This is a genomic window from Streptomyces sp. NPDC043680, from assembly GCF_056436685.1.
This window is the reverse complement of record NZ_JBWKCE010000019.1, coordinates 74342-91061: the sequence shown is the minus strand read 5'-3', so window position 1 is coordinate 91061 and position 16720 is coordinate 74342. Positions and strand designations below refer to the sequence as shown.

The 16720-nt window shown below is 72.4% G+C and carries 17 protein-coding genes; 9 read left to right on the top strand and 8 right to left on the bottom strand.

Going from position 1 to position 16720, the window contains the following annotated elements; translation table 11 throughout:
* Window positions 1-47: 47 nt before the first annotated feature.
* From AC0666_RS28460 to AC0666_RS28450, 3 genes are read right to left on the bottom strand one after another with little or no spacing between them, the layout of a single operon-like run.
* The gene (locus AC0666_RS28460) at window positions 48-2372 is read right to left on the bottom strand and encodes an FtsX-like permease family protein (protein WP_478708595.1); all 2325 of its coding nucleotides are present in this window, start codon (window positions 2370-2372) and stop codon (window positions 48-50) included.
* 2 nt (window positions 2373-2374) lie between these two features.
* Window positions 2375-3142 (bottom strand): ABC transporter ATP-binding protein, encoded by a 768-nt coding sequence (locus AC0666_RS28455; protein ID WP_468963922.1) that lies wholly within the window; start codon window positions 3140-3142, stop codon window positions 2375-2377.
* A complete protein-coding gene (locus tag AC0666_RS28450; protein ID WP_356849982.1) occupies window positions 3139-3645 on the bottom strand; it encodes a PadR family transcriptional regulator in 507 nt (168 codons plus the stop codon). Before AC0666_RS28450 ends, AC0666_RS28455 begins: the two co-directional genes overlap by 4 nt.
* Before the next feature lie 168 nt (window positions 3646-3813).
* On the opposite strand from AC0666_RS28450, the gene AC0666_RS28445 reads away from it, so the two are divergent.
* The 6 genes from AC0666_RS28445 to AC0666_RS28420 all read left to right on the top strand — a co-directional run bounded on the left by AC0666_RS28445 (window position 3814) and on the right by AC0666_RS28420 (window position 11196).
* On the top strand, window positions 3814-5088 hold the full coding sequence (locus tag AC0666_RS28445; protein ID WP_478708594.1) for an ABC transporter substrate-binding protein: 1275 nt from the start codon (window positions 3814-3816) through the stop codon (window positions 5086-5088).
* 213 nt (window positions 5089-5301) lie between these two features.
* Window positions 5302-6984, top strand: a complete 1683-nt coding sequence (locus tag AC0666_RS28440) for a glycoside hydrolase family 13 protein (protein ID WP_468578897.1) — start codon at window positions 5302-5304, stop codon at window positions 6982-6984.
* Window positions 6985-7051: 67 nt separating this feature from the next.
* Complete coding sequence (locus AC0666_RS28435) at window positions 7052-8386, top strand: ABC transporter substrate-binding protein (RefSeq protein WP_468963925.1); 1335 nt, start codon at window positions 7052-7054, stop codon at window positions 8384-8386.
* 9 nt (window positions 8387-8395) lie between these two features.
* Window positions 8396-9727 (top strand): ABC transporter permease, encoded by a 1332-nt coding sequence (locus AC0666_RS28430; protein WP_478708593.1) that lies wholly within the window; start codon window positions 8396-8398, stop codon window positions 9725-9727.
* Window positions 9724-10662 carry a carbohydrate ABC transporter permease gene (locus AC0666_RS28425; RefSeq protein ID WP_468963927.1) on the top strand — a complete coding sequence of 313 codons (939 nt, stop codon included), beginning with the start codon at window positions 9724-9726 and terminating at the stop codon, window positions 10660-10662. The genes AC0666_RS28430 and AC0666_RS28425 overlap by 4 nt, the downstream gene beginning before the upstream one ends.
* A gap of 78 nt (window positions 10663-10740) precedes the next feature.
* Window positions 10741-11196 carry a YbhB/YbcL family Raf kinase inhibitor-like protein gene (locus tag AC0666_RS28420; RefSeq protein WP_468963928.1) on the top strand — a complete coding sequence of 152 codons (456 nt, stop codon included), beginning with the start codon at window positions 10741-10743 and terminating at the stop codon, window positions 11194-11196.
* Window positions 11197-11209: 13 nt separating this feature from the next.
* Here the strand turns inward: AC0666_RS28420 and thpR are convergent, their stop codons facing one another.
* Window positions 11210-11794 carry an RNA 2',3'-cyclic phosphodiesterase gene (gene thpR / locus AC0666_RS28415; RefSeq protein ID WP_478708592.1) on the bottom strand — a complete coding sequence of 195 codons (585 nt, stop codon included), beginning with the start codon at window positions 11792-11794 and terminating at the stop codon, window positions 11210-11212.
* A 110-nt stretch (window positions 11795-11904) separates the two neighbouring features.
* Here thpR and AC0666_RS28410 point away from each other — a divergent pair, with 110 nt between their 5' ends.
* Both AC0666_RS28410 and AC0666_RS28405 read left to right on the top strand, forming a co-directional pair.
* The gene (locus AC0666_RS28410) at window positions 11905-12315 is read left to right on the top strand and encodes a VOC family protein (protein ID WP_478708591.1); all 411 of its coding nucleotides are present in this window, start codon (window positions 11905-11907) and stop codon (window positions 12313-12315) included.
* Between the two features lie 54 nt (window positions 12316-12369).
* Window positions 12370-12744 (top strand): helix-turn-helix transcriptional regulator, encoded by a 375-nt coding sequence (locus tag AC0666_RS28405; protein ID WP_468963931.1) that lies wholly within the window; start codon window positions 12370-12372, stop codon window positions 12742-12744.
* A gap of 62 nt (window positions 12745-12806) precedes the next feature.
* On the opposite strand, the gene AC0666_RS28400 is transcribed toward AC0666_RS28405, so the two are convergent.
* The 4 genes from AC0666_RS28400 to AC0666_RS28385 all read right to left on the bottom strand — a co-directional run bounded on the left by AC0666_RS28400 (window position 12807) and on the right by AC0666_RS28385 (window position 16015).
* Complete coding sequence (locus tag AC0666_RS28400; protein ID WP_478708590.1) at window positions 12807-13682, bottom strand: alpha/beta fold hydrolase; 876 nt, start codon at window positions 13680-13682, stop codon at window positions 12807-12809.
* Window positions 13679-14416 carry a TetR/AcrR family transcriptional regulator gene (locus tag AC0666_RS28395; protein WP_468963933.1) on the bottom strand — a complete coding sequence of 246 codons (738 nt, stop codon included), beginning with the start codon at window positions 14414-14416 and terminating at the stop codon, window positions 13679-13681. Before AC0666_RS28395 ends, AC0666_RS28400 begins: the two co-directional genes overlap by 4 nt.
* Window positions 14417-14428: 12 nt before the next feature.
* Window positions 14429-15202, bottom strand: a complete 774-nt coding sequence (locus AC0666_RS28390) for a class II aldolase/adducin family protein (RefSeq protein ID WP_468579581.1) — start codon at window positions 15200-15202, stop codon at window positions 14429-14431.
* A gap of 213 nt (window positions 15203-15415) precedes the next feature.
* Window positions 15416-16015 (bottom strand): SgcJ/EcaC family oxidoreductase, encoded by a 600-nt coding sequence (locus AC0666_RS28385; protein ID WP_468578883.1) that lies wholly within the window; start codon window positions 16013-16015, stop codon window positions 15416-15418.
* Between the two features lie 124 nt (window positions 16016-16139).
* Between AC0666_RS28385 and AC0666_RS28380 the strand changes: the two genes are divergently transcribed.
* Window positions 16140-16613, top strand: a complete 474-nt coding sequence (locus tag AC0666_RS28380; protein ID WP_468963935.1) for a MarR family winged helix-turn-helix transcriptional regulator — start codon at window positions 16140-16142, stop codon at window positions 16611-16613.
* Window positions 16614-16720 lie beyond the last annotated feature (107 nt).

Below are 16720 nucleotides of genomic sequence, written 5' to 3'. Positions count from 1 at the left end.
GCGCGCAGGCCGACGGGCGCTTCTGCGACACGTGCCAGGTCACCAGGTCAGAGGGTCTCGCTCAGCGAGTCCGCCAAGCGCCGCCGCGCGGCCCGTGTCGCCGGCAGTACCGCCGCCGCCACCGCACCCAGCACCGCCGCGACGATCACCGTCAACAGCACGGGCAGCGACGGCAGGTGGGCGATCCCCGCGCCTATCCCGCTCGAAGCGCCTTGGGCGTCCACCAGCCGGCTGCCGGACAGCGCACCCACCGCCGTCCCCACCACCGCTGAGGCCAGCGTGGTCAGTCCCGCGGCCGTCACGATCATGGCGCCGATCTGCCGGGGCGTCAGCCCGATCGCCTTCAGCGCGAGCAGGTCCCGGCCCCGGTCGCGTACGCCCGTGCCGATCAGCGTCAGCAGTTCGGTCAGCCCGATCAGTGCGAGTACCGCGATCAGGGCGGCGATCACCGCCCGAGCCGGTTCCAGCCGGTCGGCAGGATTGGGCGTCTCCCGGATCTCCAGCGTTCCACCCGCAACCCCCGCGAGCGCGGCGCCCACCGTCCGCGGGTCCGCGCCCTCGCGCAGCACCAGGGCGTGGAATTCCGGCCGCAGCCGCGGATCGCGCTCCCGCAGCGCGTCCATGGTCGTGGTGATCACGCGGCCGCCGGAGTCGGGTTCGACGGTGCGGCCGACGAGATGCAGGATCTGCGGCCGTCCCTCGACGGTCGTCCGCACCCAGTCGCCCACGCGGACCCCGAGGAGATCCAGCAGCCCCTGACCGGCCACGGCCTCGTCCGGGCCGCCGACCCCGCGCCCTTCCACCACCGCGGAGGGATACGGGTTGCGGGCCGTACCCAGTCCACGGAGCGTGATGGTGCCGGTCTGGCCCGGCACGAGCGCCGCCATCTCCGCCCCCGGATGGACCGCAGCGATGTCCGGGACCGCCCGGAGGGTCTTCTCCAGCTCCGCGTCCGAGGGCCCGGCGGGCTGCTCGGCCCGTACGGTCAGCGCCGCCGGCAGACCCATCTGCGCGGGCCGGCTGCGGAACTGGTCCAGCGTCGACCAGGCGACGAGCGCGACCGTGATGAGCACCAGCGGCAGGGCGAGCCGCACCACGGGCACCAGCGTCCGGCCGCGCCGGGGGAACGCGGCCCGCCACCCCAGGACCAGCGCGGGGGGCACCCGGAGCCCCAGCGCCCGCCTGCCGAGTGCGGTCATCGGAGCGGCGGACGGCAGCGCCGCCCGGGCCACCGGCACCGGCGGCACCCGCCCGGCCCGCCAGGCCGAGAGCCCGGTGGCGGCCGCGATCAGCAGCACCGCGCCGCAGGGAACACCGGCCATGAGCGCGGTGTGGCCCGGCAGGTCCTGCCACACCTCCGCCGCTTCGCCGATCCGCCCGGGAATCCGGGCGCCCAGCAGGGCGATCGCCGCCGTGCCGAGGGCCACGCCGAGGAGGGCGAAGGCCAGGTGCTGCACGAGGAAGCCGCGGGTCACCTGGCCGGGGGTGAAGCCGACGGCCTTGAGGACGGCGATGTCGCGCAGCTGGCCGCGGACGCGGGCGCCGATCGCCCCCGATGCGGCGAGCGCCGCCGCGAGCAGCGCGCCGAGCCCGAAGACGGCGAACATCTGCCCGAGGAGACGGTCGTCGCCGCCTGCCTCGGCCCGCGCCTGCTGCCACTTGGTGACCTGGGCCACCCGGTCGGCGCCGAGGACGGTCACGGCCCGCTGGACCACGAAATCGCTGTCGTCCGGATCCTTCAGGCGCAGCCCCACGCTCTGCCCGGTGTCCGCGTGGGCGATCTCGTCGAGCGTGGCCGGGAGCACCCAGCCGATGCCGGGTGCGCCGCCCGGCTGGTAGCGGGGCTCGGCCGCCTCGGCGATGCCCTCCACCCGCAGTGCGTGCGCGGCGCCGTCCGGTCCGGTGACCCGGACCGTGTCACCCGGCTCCGCCCACAGCGCCCGTGCGACCGAGCTTTCCAGTACGACGGTTGCGGCGCGGGCGCCGCCGTCCGGCGGGGACAGCCAGCTGCCCGCGGTGAGGAGCGGCCGCCCTGTCTCCGGGGGCACGGCCGCGGTCGCGCGCAGCGCCACCCCGGCCCGCGCGCCGCGTGACTCGACGGTCGTCGCCGCCGTGTGGTACGGCCCGGAGAGGGCGGTGACCCCGTCCAGGCGGGACAGGGCGTCCAGGTCGGCCCCGGCGCGGGTGTGCAGCCAGATGTGCGCGCCCTGGGACTGGTTGAAGATCCGCTGCCAGGGGTTCGCCGCGTAGCTGAACAGCGCTCCGGCGAGCAGGAGCGAGGCGATGATCCCGGCGCTGGCCAGTACGACGAAGAGGGCTTCGCCGCGGTGTGCGCGGAAGTCGGCGTGCGCCCAGCGCAGCGTGGCCCGCACGGTCACTCCTTCAGTTCGAGTACGCGGGACACGCCGCCGGCCCGCCCGCCGCGCCCGTCACCGAGCTGCGCGTCGTCGGCGATCCGCCCGTCGAAGAAGCTGATGACGCGGTCGGCGGCGCTGGCCATCCGGGCGTCATGGGTGACCATCATGATCGTCTGGCCGCGCTGGTGGAACCGGGAGAGCAGCCGCAGCACCTCCCGGGTGCCCTTGCTGTCGAGGCTCCCGGCCGGCTCGTCGGCCAGCAGCAGCGCGGGGTGGTTGACCAGGGCCCGGGCGAGCGCGACCCGCTGCTGCTCCCCGCCCGACAGCTCCCCGGGCATCGAGCGCTCACGGCCTTCGAGGCCGAGTTCGCCGAGCAGTTCGGCCCGGGATGCGCGGGCGGCCTTGGGGGAGGCGCCGGCGAGCAGGGCGGGCAGTTCGACGTTGTCGGCGACGGTGAGGTTGGAGACCAGGTTGAAGAACTGGAACACGACCCCGATGCTGCGGCGCCGGAGAACGGCCCAGCGGGCCTCGCGGTATGCGTCGACCCGCTCTCCGCCGATCCACAGCTTGCCGCTGTCGGGCCGCTGGAGGCCGCCGATCAGATGGAGCAGGGTGGACTTGCCGGCTCCCGAGGGCCCGGTGACCGCCACGAACTCGCCCGGCCGGACGGTCAGGTCCACACCGCGTACGGCGTGCACCGGCGTGCCCTCGCCGTGGTGCGTCTTGGTCAGACCCTCGGCGCGGACGATGGGTACGGCAGGAGCGGCGGTGGCGTCGTCGCTCATTCCAGCTCCTCCTGACAGCGTTCCAGCCAGTCGAGGTCGGCCTGCAGGTGCAGCATGGCGCCCTCGATCAGCAGTTGGGAGATCTTGTTGTCGCGGTCCTCGGCTGCGGCCAGCTTCGACAGGTCCCGCATCGTATTGAGGTACTGCCGCCGCTGCTTGTTGATCAGCGCGACGGGGTCGGCGAGACCCGACTGCGGCGCGAGCGCGAGTTTCATGAAGAACTCGTCCCGTACCCGGGGCTCCTCGGCGGTGTCGTCGAACCAGGCCAGTACGGCCTCGCGCCCGGCGTCCGTCAGCCTGTACGTGCGCTTGTTGGGCCGGCCCGACTGTTCGACGTCCTCGCCTTCGATCAGACCGCTCTTCTCCAGCCGCCCGAGGGTGACGTAGATCTGGCCGACGTTGGGCTGAGGGTACGCGGCGCCCAGGAGCTTCTCAAGGTCCTGTTTCAGCTCGTAACCATGGGCAGGGCCACGGGTGAGGAGTGCCAGGAGCGGCAGCCGCACTCGCTCCCCCTCCTTCCCGATCCGTAGTCAACCGTTCACTCGGCAGCGGACCGGGTGGCGCCGCCATCCGTCTTGTCTGCCTGGGCGTCTAGTATCGCCCATGCCTAACGGGTATATATAGGCGGCGATGGTCGGCGGCGCAGCCGGATCGTGCACTGGGAGGAACCTATGCGGTGGATGCGTGCCGCGGGTAGAGCTCTCCTGGTCGCGGCGGTGGTGGTGGCGGGATACGCGGGCTTCGGCGTCCGCTCCGACGGGGGCGTGGCCTCCGGGGCGCGCGGTCCCCTGACGCTCGTGACGGCGGGGGACCTGACCGACTACCTCTCCCCGCTGCTCGACGAATGGAACGACGGCCATCCCGACGAGCGCGTCACGCTCGTCGAGCTGCCCGACTCGGCCGACGAGTCCCGCGCCCAGATGATCAGCGAGCTGCGATCGGGCAGCAACCGCTTCGACGTACTGAACATCGACGTCGCCTGGACCTCCGAGTTCGCCGCGGCCGGGTGGATCTCCCCGCTGGAGCGCGACCGCTTCCCCCTGGACGCCTTTCTGCGGCCCGTGGTCGACACGGCGACCTTCGACGGCCGGCTGTACGCGGTCCCGTACGTCACCAACGCAGGACTGCTCTACTACCGCAAGGACGTCCTGGACGCGGAGGGCGAGAAGCCGCCGCGCACCTGGGCCGAACTGGTCCGCCAGGCCCGCACGATCGCCCCGAAGCACGGCCTGGACGGCTATGCCGGGCAGTTCCTGCCCTACGAAGGGCTCACCGTCAACGTCACGGAGGCCGTCCACTCGGCGGGCGGTTCCATCCTGCGCGACGACGGCTCCCGGGTGGCGGTGGACTCCGACGCGGCCCGCGCCGGGCTGCGCTTCCTCGCGGACGGCGTGCGGGACGGTTGGATCTCCAGGGAGGCGCTCGGATACAAGGAGGAGGAGTCCCGGCGGGCGTTCCAAAACGGCCGGCTGCTCTTCCTGCGGAACTGGCCCTACGTGTACGCGGATGCGAGCGCGCAGGGTTCGAAGGTCGCCGGCAGGTTCGGTGCGGTACCGCTTCCCGGATCCGACGGGCCCGGCACCAGCGTGCTGGGCGGCTCCAACCTCGCGGTCAGCAGCCGCTCGCGCCACCCGGCGTCCGCGGCCGATCTGATCTCCTACCTCACCAGCGAACGGGTCCAGCGCCAGGTGCTCACCGAGGGCTCGCTGCCGCCCGTGCGCGCCGCCCTGTACGAGGACCCCGAGCTGATCCGTGCCTATCCGTACCTGCCCACGCTCCGCCAGAGCGTGCTGTCGGCGGTGCCGCGCCCCAAGAGCCCGCGCTACGACCAGGTGAGCCTCGCCGTACAAGCCGTGGCGCAGGACGTGATGGCGCTGCGCCAGACGCCCGAGCAGGCGGTGGCGCGGCTTGCGCGCGAGCTCGGGACCATCTCCCGCAGGGGCTGAGCCCACTCCGTCGCCTCCTCCAGGGCCTCTACTTACATGTTAAGTAGGGGCCCTGATGTGTGCACCGGTTCACTTCGGTACAAACCATCCCAGCTTTCGGTTGTTTCCAGACGCATCGTTGACACCTTCCCGTCGCTGCTACTTAACATGCATGCATAACAGCGCACCTGATCCAGGGCGCTCTCGCATTCAGTAGAAACAGGTCGACGCGAGATGCTCAGCACCCTTCCGGCCGACACCGGCCGCCCCTCCCGCAGCGCCACCGCACCGGACTCCTGGTGGCGCGACGCGGTGATCTACCAGGTCTACGTCCGCAGCTTCCTCGACAGCACGGGGGACGGCATCGGCGACCTGGCCGGCGTCCGGGCCGGGCTTCCCTACCTCAGGAAACTCGGCGTCGACGGCATCTGGCTCAGCCCCTTCTACCCCTCCCCGCAGCACGACCACGGCTACGACGTGGCCGACTACTGCGGCGTCGACCCCGTCTACGGCGACCTGGCCGAGTTCGACCGCCTGGTGGCCGACGCCCACCGCCTCGGGCTCAAGCTGCTGCTCGACATCGTCCCCAACCACTGTTCGAGCGAGCACCCCTGGTTCCGCGAGGCGCTCGCAGCGGAGCCGGGCAGCGCACCCCGCTCCCGATTCCACTTCGCACCCGGCCGCGGCCCCGGCGGGAGCGAGCCGCCCAACAACTGGCGCGCCATGTTCGGCGGACCCGCCTGGAGCCGGACCACCGGGGCCGACGGCACCCCCGGAGAGTGGTACCTGCACCTCTTCACGCCCGAGCAGCCCGACCTGAACTGGCGCAACCCCGCCGTCGGCGACGAGTTCGAGCGGGTCCTGCGCTTCTGGCTGGACCGCGGCGTCGACGGCTTCCGCATCGACGTGGCCGCCGGACTGTTCAAGCACCCCGAGCTGCCCGACTCGGACGACCCCGGAGCCGACGAGCGCGCCCGCGACTCCGTCAACCAGCTGGCCTGGAACCAGCCCGAGGTCCACGGGGTGTGGCGCCGCTGGCGCTCGGTGTGCGACGAGTACGCCGCCCGGGACGGCCACGAGCGGCTGCTCGTCGGCGAGGTGTCCGTGCCGACCGCACGCGAACACGCCGCATACGTCCGCCCCGACGAACTGCACCAGGCCTTCTTCTTCGACCTGCTCAGCGCCCCCTGGGACGCCGGCGCCTTCCGCGCGACGATCACCGAGGCGATACGCGACATCGCCGGCACCGGATCGACCGTCACCTGGGTGCTCAACAACCACGACCAGGTCCGCACCGTCACCCGCTACGCGGGCGAGCCCGGGGTGGAGGGCAGCGGACTGGGCGCCGCCCGCGCCCGGGCCGCCGCACTGCTGATGCTGGCGCTGCCCGGCGCGGCCTACGTCTACCAGGGCGAAGAGCTCGGCCTCCCCGAGGTGCTCGACCTGCCCGACGAGGTCCTCACCGACCCGATCTTCCACCGCACCGGTAGCCGCAAGCGCATCCGGGACGGCTGCCGCGTGCCGCTGCCCTGGTCGGGACACGCCTCCCCGTTCGGCTTCAGCCAGGGCGCGGCCGGCGCCAAGCCCTGGCTGCCGCAGCCCGAGTGGTTCGCCGAGCACGCCACCGACCGCGCCCTGGCCGACACCCGTTCCTTCTGGCACCTCTACCGCGAGGGCCTCCAGCTGCGGCACAGCCTGCCCCAGCTCGGCGACGGCACCCTGCGCTGGCTGGAGTCGCCCCCGCAGGTGCTGGCCATGGTCCGCGGCGACGGCCTGGTCTGCGCCGTCAACTTCGGAACGGAACCGGTGCCCGCCCCGGTCGCCGGCACGCCCCTGCTCGCCAGCGGACCCTGCCCCGACGGCGTGCTCCCCGCGGCCACCGCCGCCTGGTGGACGGCAGAGTGCCCGACCCCGTGAACCAGCGGCCCGAGTGACGCCGCGCCCCGCCCCGCAGTCCCCGTACCCCCTCGAAAAGGACCCCACCATGCGACGACCCGGCAAGACCACCCGACGGACCGCGCTCACCGCATCGGCCGCCGCCCTCACCCTCGCCGCCTGCGCCACCGCCTGCGGCGGCACCACCGGACCCGCGAGCAGCGGCGAACTCAGCGGCCAGACCGTGACGGTGGCCGGCGTCTGGACCGGCAGCGAGCAGAAGAACTTCAAGAAGGTCCTGGACGCCTTCACCGAGAAGACCGGCGCCAAGACGGTCTTCGTCCCCTCCGGCGACAACGTCTCCACCTTCGTCGGGAGCAAGATCGAGGGCGGGAACGCGCCGGACGTGGTGATGATCCCCCAGGTGGGCGTGCTCCAGCAGTTCGCCAAGGCGGGCTGGCTCCAGCCGCTGTCCGACCAGGCCGCCAAGACGGCCGACTCCACCCTCGCCCCGGTCTGGAAGAACTACGGCACCGTCGACGGCACCTACTACGGCCTCTACTTCAAGGCCGCCCACAAGTCCACCGTCTGGTACGCCCCCCAGGCCTTCACCCAGGCCGGCGTCAGCGAGCCCAAGACCTACGCCGACCTGCTCAAGGCCGGCCGCACCCTCGCCGACTCCGGCCGCCCCGCCTTCGCCGTGGCCGGCGAGGACGGCTGGACCCTCACCGACTGGTTCGAGAACATCTACCTCTCCCAGGCCGGGCCGGAGAAGTACGACCAGCTCGCCCAGCACAAGCTGAAGTGGACGGACGACAGCGTCGTCAAGGCGCTGACCACCCTCGGTGAACTCTTCAAGGACAAGCAGCTCGTCGCCGGCGGCGCGCAGGCGGCGCTCGGCACCGACTTCCCCTCCTCGGTCGAGCAGGTCTTCGGCCCCGAGGCCAAAGCGGGCATGGTCTACGAGGGGGACTTCGTCGGGGGCGTCGCCAAGGACCAGTTCGGGAGGAAGCCCGGCGTGGACGCCAAGTTCTTCCCGTTCCCCGCGGTCGACGGCGGCAAGGCGCCGGTCGTCAGCGGCGGTGACGCGGCCGTCGTCCTCAAGGACGGCAAGAACGGCAAGGCCGGCATGAAGCTGCTCGAATTCCTGGCCGGCTCCGAGGCGGCCGAGATCTGGGCCGGCGCGGGCGGCTTCCTGTCCCCGAACTCCAAGGTCGACCCGCTCGCGTACGGCGACGAGACCACCCGCAGCACCGCCGAGTCGCTGATCGCCGCGGGCGACTCGGTCCGCTTCGACATGTCGGACCAGGCCCCGGCCGCGTTCGGCGGCACCAAGGGCGCGGGCGAGTGGAAGCTCCTCCAGGACTTCCTGCGCGACCCCTCGGACCCGCAGGGCACGGCCGCGAAGCTCGAAGCCGAGGCCGCCAAGGCCTACGGGAACTGAGGCGCCGCCATGGCTGCCACCCTGACCACCGGCGCCGCGGCGAACCCGCGGCGCCGGGCCCAACGCAGGAAGCGCCGCCTCGCGGTCGTCTTCGTCCTGCCGGCCTTGCTCCTGCTCGGCGCACTGGTCGTCTACCCCGTCGTCTTCTCCTTCGGCCGCAGCCTCTTCGACGCCAGCGGCGACCGCTTCGTCGGAGTCGGGAACTACGCGGCGATCCTCCACGACCCGGCCACCCTCAAGGCCATCCGCAACAGCACGATATGGGTCGTCGTCGCCCCGGTGCTGCTGACCGGCCTCGGGCTGATGCTCGCCGTGCTCACCGAGAAGGTGCGCTGGGCAACCGCGTTCAAGCTGGTGCTCTTCCTGCCAATGGCCGTGTCCTTCCTCGCCGCGGGCATCGTCTTCCGGCTCGCCTACGAACAGGACCCGGGCCGGGGCGTACTCAACGCCGTCGTCGTCGGCGTCCACGACACCTTCGAGGACACCGCCGCCTACCCGACGGCCCGGGCCCGCGAGGGCCAGGGGCTGACGGGCGCGGCGGGCGGCCCGTACAGCACCGGGGAGGGGGTACGCCCAGGCCGGTCGGTCAGCCTCGGCCTGGTCGGAGTGGCACCCGACGCGATGCCCGCCGGCGCGCAGCCCGCGGCCGCCGCGGCACCGGGCCCCCACGAGATCGGGGGCGTGGTCTACCTCGACTTCGCCCCCGGCGGCGCCGGCACGCCGGGCCGGGTCGACCCGGGCGAGAAGGGCCTGCCCGGTATGACCGTCGAAGCCGTACGGGACGGCCTGGTGGCCGCGACCACCACCGCCGCCGACGACGGCTCGTTCCGCTTCACCGGGCTGGCCGACGGCGAGTACACCGTCCGGCTGCCCGCGGCCAACTTCGCCGCCCCCTACCAGGGCGTGAACTGGCTCGGCCCCGCGCTGGTCACACCGGCCATCATCGGCGCCTACCTCTGGGTCTGGACCGGCTTCGCCATGGTCCTGATCGGCGCCGGACTGGCGGCCATTCCGCGCGACGCGCTGGAGGCCGCGCGGATGGACGGAGCCACCGAAGGCCAGATCTTCCGCAAGATCACCGTCCCGCTGCTCGCACCGGTGCTCACCGTCGTCTTCGTCACGCTGGTGATCAACGTGATGAAGGTCTTCGACCTCGTCTACATCATCGCACCGGGACCGGTCCAGGAAGAGGCGAACGTACTGGCCACCCGCATGTGGCTGGTCTCCTTCGGCGGCGGCAACGACCAGGGGCTCGGCAGCGCGCTCAGCGTGGTGCTCCTGCTGCTGGTCGTCCCGGCGATGGTCTTCAACATCCGGCGTTACCGAAGGAGCGGAGCATGAGCAGCCACGGCACCATCGAGCGCCGAACGCCCCGGAAGACGACGGCCGCCCGGCCCGCGCCCGCCCCCGCACGTACTGCGCCCGGACCGCACCGCAGGAGCCGGCTGTCCGGCCTGCTGGGCAGTTCGGTCGTCCAGGTCCTGCTGATCCTGGTCGCCCTGGTATGGATCACCCCCCTGGCGGGCCTGCTCCTGTCCTCGATGCGCTCCGAGCGGGACAACGCCTCCGACGGCTGGTGGACCGCGCTCACCGACCCGTCCCAGTTGTCCCTGGACAACTACGGCGCCCTGCTGAAGGACTCCGGCCTCGCGGCGGCCTTCGGCAACACCGTCCTCATCTCGGTGCCCACCACCGTCCTGGTAGTCGCCATCGCGGCACTCGCCGGATACGCCTTCGCCTGGCTGGACTTCCCCGGGCGGGACGCCATCTTCCTGGTGGTTGTGGGTCTGCTGGTCGTCCCCGTGCAGATCGGGCTGTTGCCCGTGGCCAAACTCTTCGGCGCAGTGGGCCTGTTCGGCACGATCGCCGGCGTCGTGCTCTTCCACGTCGCCTACGGGCTGCCGTTCGCGATCTTCCTGTTGCGCAACTACTTCGCCGAGATACCACGCGAAATGCTGGAAGCCGCCCGGATGGACGGCGGCAGCGAGTGGCGGATCTTCTCCAGGCTCGTGCTGCCGCTCGGCCGCCCGGCCATCGCCAGCCTGGCCATCTTCCAGTTCCTCTGGGTCTGGAACGACATGCTCGTGGCCCTGCTCTTCGCGGACAGCGGGTCCCAGCCCCTCACGGTCGCGCTGCAGTCCCAGATGCGGCAGTTCGGAAGCAACATAGGCGTCCTCGCGCCGGGTGCCTTCCTGTCCCTGGTGGTCCCGCTGGTCGTGTTCTTCGCCTTCCAACGGCACTTCGTCCAAGGCGTCATGGCCGGCTCGGTGAAATAGCGGATCCGGCTCGGCCGGGTGGGTGGATCGGAGGGCGGGGGCGGTAGGGGGGCCGGCGGGGCGGGTAGGGCGGCGGCCGTGACTGCATTCAAGCTGACCAGCCCCGCCTTCGCCGACCACGCGGAGATCCCCCGCCGGTACACCGGCGAGGGGGAGGACATCTCACCGCCGCTGACCTGGACGGCCGCGCCCGAGGGCACCGCGGAGCTGCTCCTCCTGTGCGAGGACCCGGACGCGCCGAGAGGCACCTTCCTGCACTGGCTGGTCACGGGCATCGATCCGTGGACGGGCGGAGTGGAGGAGGGCCGGGAACCGCACGGCGGGCGGTCCTGGCCCAACGGGTTCGGGGCGGTGGGATGGGGCGGCCCGATGCCGCCGCCCGGACACGGACCGCACCGCTACTTCTTCCGGCTGTTCGCGCTGGGGCAGCCGGTCCGGCTGCACGACCGGCCCGGCGTGGAGGCGGTGCACAGCGCCGTACAGGGCACTGAACTCGCGAGCAGCACCCTCGTCGGCACGTACCAGCGGCTCTGAATCCGTCCCGGCCTCAGCGGCCGCCGCCGAAGTCCCACGCCTCGATGTCGCGGTAGTGGATCGGTCCCGGGCCGCGGCCGATGTTGCTGGCACACAGGTGCAGGCGTTCGGCATGCCACCCGACGCCGCTGAACGCCGCGAGTTCACCGGCGGCCTTCACGACGCTGGAGGGGTCGTCGCGCCGGGACCTGGCCAGCGTCAGATGGGGGCGCAGGGGCCGGTCCTCGAAGGGGACACCGCACTCCTTGACCACGCGGCGGACCTCGGCGGTGAGCTCGTGCAGCCCGTCGAGGTCTCCCTCGATCCCGCTCCACAGCACCCGCTCGTCGAAGTGCCCGCCGCCGCGCAGTGCCAGTAGTAGGGGCCGACGCCGTGCCGCGAGCTCCGCGAGCGGCGGCTGCAGGAGGGGAACGGCGGCCACCGGGAGCTCGCCGAGGAACGCCAGAGTGATGTGCCAGTCCTCTATGCGGTTCCACCGCATCCGCGGGTATGCCTCGTAGGAGGGCCGCAGCCGGCGCTCCAGTTCTTCCTTCGCCTCGTCGGGCGGGGCGAGCGCTATGAACACCCGGACGGTCGAGGGCTGGATCTGTTCGTTCACGAAAGACTTCGTACACCATCGGCTGCCCGGACGGTTGGCGGACCCTCCCCGCACAGATGGATCAGGATCGGAGAAGCGCCGGCCACCGCGCGGGAACTACCGTGAGTGCCATGGACCTCACCATTCACACGACCTCGCTCCCGCACGACGACCCGGACGCCTCCCTGGCCTTCTACCGCGACGTCCTCGGCTTCGAGGTCCGCAGCGACGTCGGTCAGGGCAGGATGCGATGGATCACGGTCGGCCCCGCCGACCAGCCCGGCACGTCCATCCTCCTGGCACCGCCGGCCGCCGACCCCGGGATCACGGAAGACGAGCGCCGCACCGTCGTCGAGATGATGGCCAAGGGCACCTACGGCTGGATCCTGCTGGCCACCCGGGACCTCGACGCCACCTTCGCGAAGGTGCAGGCCGGCGACGCCGAGGTCGTCCAGGAACCCACCGAGCAGCCGTACGGCGTGCGCGACTGCGCCTTCCGCGATCCCGCGGGCAACCTGATCCGCATCCAAGAGCTCCGCTGAGCCGGCCGTTCGACACCTCGATGAATGCGGCACCTCGCTGAAAGGGGCTCTCCCATGTGCCGTCCCGCGTGGGCGCGTGCACTCACCGCTGCGCAGCGCCTGAGCGAATTCTCGCGGCTGCGCCGCGTGCGCGACCGGATCGACCGGGAGTACGCACGGCCGCTCGACGTCGAGGCGCTGGCCCGCGGCGCGGACATGGCCGCCGGGCACCTCAGCCGCCGGTTCCGGCTCGCCTACGGCATGTCGCCGTACGCCTACCTGACGGCACGCCGCATGCAGCACGCCACGGCGCTGCTGCGACGCGGCGACCTCGGCGTCACCGAGGTCTGCCTCGCGGTCGGCTGCCCGTCGCCGGCCATCTTCGCCACCCGCTTCACGGAGCTGGTCGGTACGCCGCCGACGAGGGGCGTATCGGCGCGCTCGTCATGAACGCCGTGGGCTGAGCCGGGTGCGCGGGCACTCGGCCTGCCCCGGGGCTTCGCCGGTCCCCCTCACGGCGCCAGGAACGCCGTGAGTGCCGCCGCGACCTCCTCCGGGTCCTCCAGCTGCGGACAGTGCCCGACGGCCGGCGGTCCCGCGAGCTCGACGACCCGGGCCTGCGGCATGCGCGCCCGGATCCGGGGCAGCACATGGGCCCCGCTGATCGGGTCGGCCGGCCCCCACACGAACAGCACGGGCCCGGGGAAGCCCTCCAGGGCCGAGCTCCAGCGCACGGCGTGCCGGCGGCGCTCGTCGATGTACCGCAGCAGGCGCGGCGCGAGGCGGTGCCCGCCGGCGCGGGACGCGGCCGCCCACAGGTCGCGGATGTCCTCGTCGTGGACCGGCCGCCCCAGTACGGCGCGCAGGGTCGCGGCGAACCGCCGCTCCGTGGTGAGCGGCGCGAGCAGTGGGCCCAGCGGGCCGTGCAGCAGGCGCTGGATCGGCACGGGGCGGTGCAGATCGGGGTAGAGGCCGCCGTTGAGCCAGGCCATGCGCGTGATCCGGGCCGGGTCGCGGGCCAGCAGCTCCTGGCCGACGCTCACCCCGTAGTCGTGGGCGACCAGGGCGGTGCTGCCGGTCCCGTGCCGGCGCCAGACCTCCTCGACCAGCCCGGCCTGGTCGAGCACCGAGTAGCGGTGGCGCCGGGGCTTGTCGCTCTCGCCGAAGCCGAGCAGGTCCAGCGTGGTGACGCGGAGCCCGGCCACGACGAGCGCCGGGACGACGGCGGCCCAGTCGTGGGAGGAGGTCGGGAAGCCGTGGAGGAGGGTGACGGGCGCGCCGTGCGCGGGCCCGTCCTGGCGTACGAAGACCGAGTGACCGCCGATCCGCAGGGTAGTGCCGCCCTCGGTCCACCGGCGCAGGGGCGGCAGGACGCGTCCGCCGGTCATGCCGAAGCCTCCTCGGCGTGCAGGTGGCCCAGCCCGTACAGCAGCGTCCGCAGGCCGAACTCGAACTCGGCTTCGGAGTCGAGCGAGTTGAGCAGTTCGGCGTGGCGGTGGACCACCGGGTGGGTGAGGGGGGAGAGGGCCGCGAACAGTTCGGCCATCGCGGCGCGCTGGGCGGCGGTACGGGCCGCGCCGCCGGAATCGAGTACGGCGGCACCGATGACGAAGTGGGTGACCGTGAGGTAGACGTGGACGGCCGCCGGCGGGGCCCATCCGTGGGCGAGGAGCTGCGCGAGGGCGTGCTCACGGGCCCGCAGGGCGTTGGGACCCAACAGCTGACCGGTCGTCAGCAGCGGGACGACCGCCGGGTGTGCCGCGAGGACCCGGCGGAACTCCCTGGCCCCCCGCTCCAGGCCGGCCCGCCAGTCCCCGTCGAGCGAGGGCAGCCGGATCTCGCCGAGCATGTGGTCGACCGTCTCGATCAGCAGCTCCTCCCGGCTCGCAACGTGCCGGTAGAGAGAGGTGTGGCGGACCTGGAGGTGGTCGCCGAGCCGGCGCATCGTGAGCGCCTCCAGGCCTTCGCGGTCGGTCAGTTCCAGCGCGCCCGCGGTGATCCGGTCGAGCGTCAGCCCGCCCTGGCGGGGCCTGCGCCGGCCGCGCTCCGCGTACCGGGCCTGCCACCAGGCGGGCGATCCGGGCTCGTGGGGGCCGGGCCCGGCTTCGAGGGGGAGTGTCATGGACGGCTGCGCCTACTCGAAGAGGTCGGGTTCGGTACGGACGATCTCGTCCCAGAGGGGCTGGAAGGAGAACCAGCCCGCGAGCGGGAACCCGGTCTGGTCCCGGGTGTGCCGGGCGGCCTCGGGTTCGATCAGGTGCGGCGTTCCCGCAGCCTCCGCCAGCAGCTGGGCCTGGGCGCTGCGCTCCATGGAGATGAACCACCAGGCCGCCTCGTCGACGGATTCGCCGACGGTGAAGATGCCGTGGTTCTGGTGGATGACGGCCTTGTGCGGCCCCAGCCCCGCGGCGAGCTGCCGTCCGGCCTCCTCGTCGACCACCACCGCGCCGGCGCCGTCCCGGTGGACGGTGTGCTGCTCGTACAGGGCGCAGGCGTCCTGGGTGATCGGGGCCAGCAGGCGTCCCAGACTGGAGAAGGCCTTGCCGTGCACGGCGTGGGCGTGACAGGCGGCCACCACGTCGGGGCGGGCGGCGTGGATCGCGGAATGGATCACGAATCCGGCCCGGTTGACCGGGCGCCTGCCGTGGCGGACCTGTCCCTCGTGGTCCACGAGGATCAGGTCGGAGACCCGGATGTGGCGGAACGACATGCCGAACGGGTTGACCCAGAACATGTCGGGGTGCTCGGGGTCCCGCACGGTGATGTGTCCCGCGACCCCTTCGGAGAAGCCGAGCCGGCCGAAGATGCGGCAGGCGCCGGCGAGCCGCTGCTTGCGGTGCTCCCGCTCCTGCGCGGGATCGGTGAAGACGGGCGGCAGGGGCAGTTCGAGGTCCTCCTGCCGCGGCACGAACGCACTGCCGCGCAGCCCGTCCCCGCCGCCGCCCCCTGGAACGGCCTCCGGACCGGCTCCTGCCGCCGGGCCGGTCCCGGGGTCCGGCTCCTGGTGTCCTTGAGTGCTCGTCGTCTGCTCCACGCCCCGCCTCGTTTCCTATGCGTCCGATGGACGCACATCATGGGTCCATCGGACGCATCACACAAGACCCGCGGCCGACGGCAAGGGTCACTTCTCGGCTTTGGGGGCCGTGCCGGGGGAGTAGAGGAAAGAGAAGCGCTCCATCACGTTCCGGCGCTGGGTGTTGTGGAAGGCGGCGATCCGCCACGCCCCGTCGGCGTCGCGGACCAGGGTGTACGTCTGAACCTTCGAAAGCTCCTCGGCTGCGGGCTTGCCACCGGTGTAGTCGTCGCCGCGGCCCGTGAGCAGGACGACGTCCTTGCCGAGGAAGCGCATGTCGAGGTAGGTGGCCGCGAGCTTGCTGCCCTTCACGAAGTCCTTGAACAGCGCCCGGTGGCCTTCGGTGATGTCGTCGCGGCCCTCGTAGTGGCTGCCGATGTAGGTGGTGTACGTGGCGTTCTCGGTGAACAGGCGACCGTACGCGTCCGCATCACCCCGTCCCCAGGCGGCGGTGAGGGCATCGAGGACGCCGCAGACAGCCTCGCCGTCCGGGCGGCCGGCCCCCGCGGGGATGACGTCGGTGCAGGCGCGGGCACCGGTGCGCCGGACGTCGGAGGTGGCGTCGAGGTAGAGGTATGCACTGCCGGCGCCGAGGGCGAGGACGGCGACGGTGATGAGGGCGGTGCGTTTGACGGCCTTGACGTTCACGGCTGATGCCTCTCGATCGGTCCGGGGGGCGGCAGGGCAAGGGAGGCCCCATGTGGCTACACTGGTGCAGTAACTGCACAGATGCATTATCTGCACGGATGCAGATAAGAGGCAAGGGGATGATGTGGCGACCGAGGAGCGGGATGACCGGCGGGCGGTCTTTAGGGACTACGTCGATGCCGTGGGGCTGCACGGCATGGCGGGTGCAGAGGCGGCGGGCCTCCATGCGTCCGAGTGGTACGCACTCAGCCGCATCACCCTGGCGGGCGGGCTCACCTCGGGGGAGCTGGCATCCGCCACGGGACTCACCACGGGTGCGACGACAAGGTTGATCGACCGGCTGGAGCGCGCGGGCCATGTCCGCCGCACGGCAGACCCCGCCGATCGGCGAAAGGTCGTCGTCGAAGCCGTCCCCGATGCACTGGCGCAGGTCGAGGCGGTGGTGGCGCCCGCGCGGCGGCGGATCGCCGAGGTCCTCGCCGGCTACACGCCGGAGCAGCAGGAGGTGCTCTTTGACTACTTCACCCGGGCGGCTCCGGCGTTCCGGGCCGCGACGGAGGAGATCCGGGCGGTCAGGCAGCAGCGGAAGGACAGCTGAGGCCCTGACTCCCGGTTCCGCCGGTGACGCGCACCGGCACCGGCGGCGGTCGGCGGGTACACGCAGGCACCGCCCGACGCGAGGTGCGTCGGGCGGTGGGCGACCGG

Excerpts from the sequence above, each read along its gene's own strand:
- AC0666_RS28405 (WP_468963931.1), top strand. The coding sequence starts at position 12,370 with ATGTGCCGTCCCGCGTGGGCGCGTGCACTCACCGCTGCGCAGCGCCTG.
- AC0666_RS28395 (WP_468963933.1), bottom strand. The coding sequence starts at position 14,416 with ATGACACTCCCCCTCGAAGCCGGGCCCGGCCCCCACGAGCCCGGATCG.
- AC0666_RS28455 (WP_468963922.1), bottom strand. The coding sequence starts at position 3,142 with ATGAGCGACGACGCCACCGCCGCTCCTGCCGTACCCATCGTCCGCGCC.
- AC0666_RS28425 (WP_468963927.1), top strand. The coding sequence starts at position 9,724 with ATGAGCAGCCACGGCACCATCGAGCGCCGAACGCCCCGGAAGACGACG.
- AC0666_RS28400 (WP_478708590.1), bottom strand. The coding sequence starts at position 13,682 with ATGACCGGCGGACGCGTCCTGCCGCCCCTGCGCCGGTGGACCGAGGGC.
- AC0666_RS28430 (WP_478708593.1), top strand. The coding sequence starts at position 8,396 with ATGGCTGCCACCCTGACCACCGGCGCCGCGGCGAACCCGCGGCGCCGG.
- AC0666_RS28410 (WP_478708591.1), top strand. The coding sequence starts at position 11,905 with ATGGACCTCACCATTCACACGACCTCGCTCCCGCACGACGACCCGGAC.
- AC0666_RS28440 (WP_468578897.1), top strand. The coding sequence starts at position 5,302 with ATGCTCAGCACCCTTCCGGCCGACACCGGCCGCCCCTCCCGCAGCGCC.
- AC0666_RS28435 (WP_468963925.1), top strand. The coding sequence starts at position 7,052 with ATGCGACGACCCGGCAAGACCACCCGACGGACCGCGCTCACCGCATCG.
- AC0666_RS28445 (WP_478708594.1), top strand. The coding sequence starts at position 3,814 with ATGCGGTGGATGCGTGCCGCGGGTAGAGCTCTCCTGGTCGCGGCGGTG.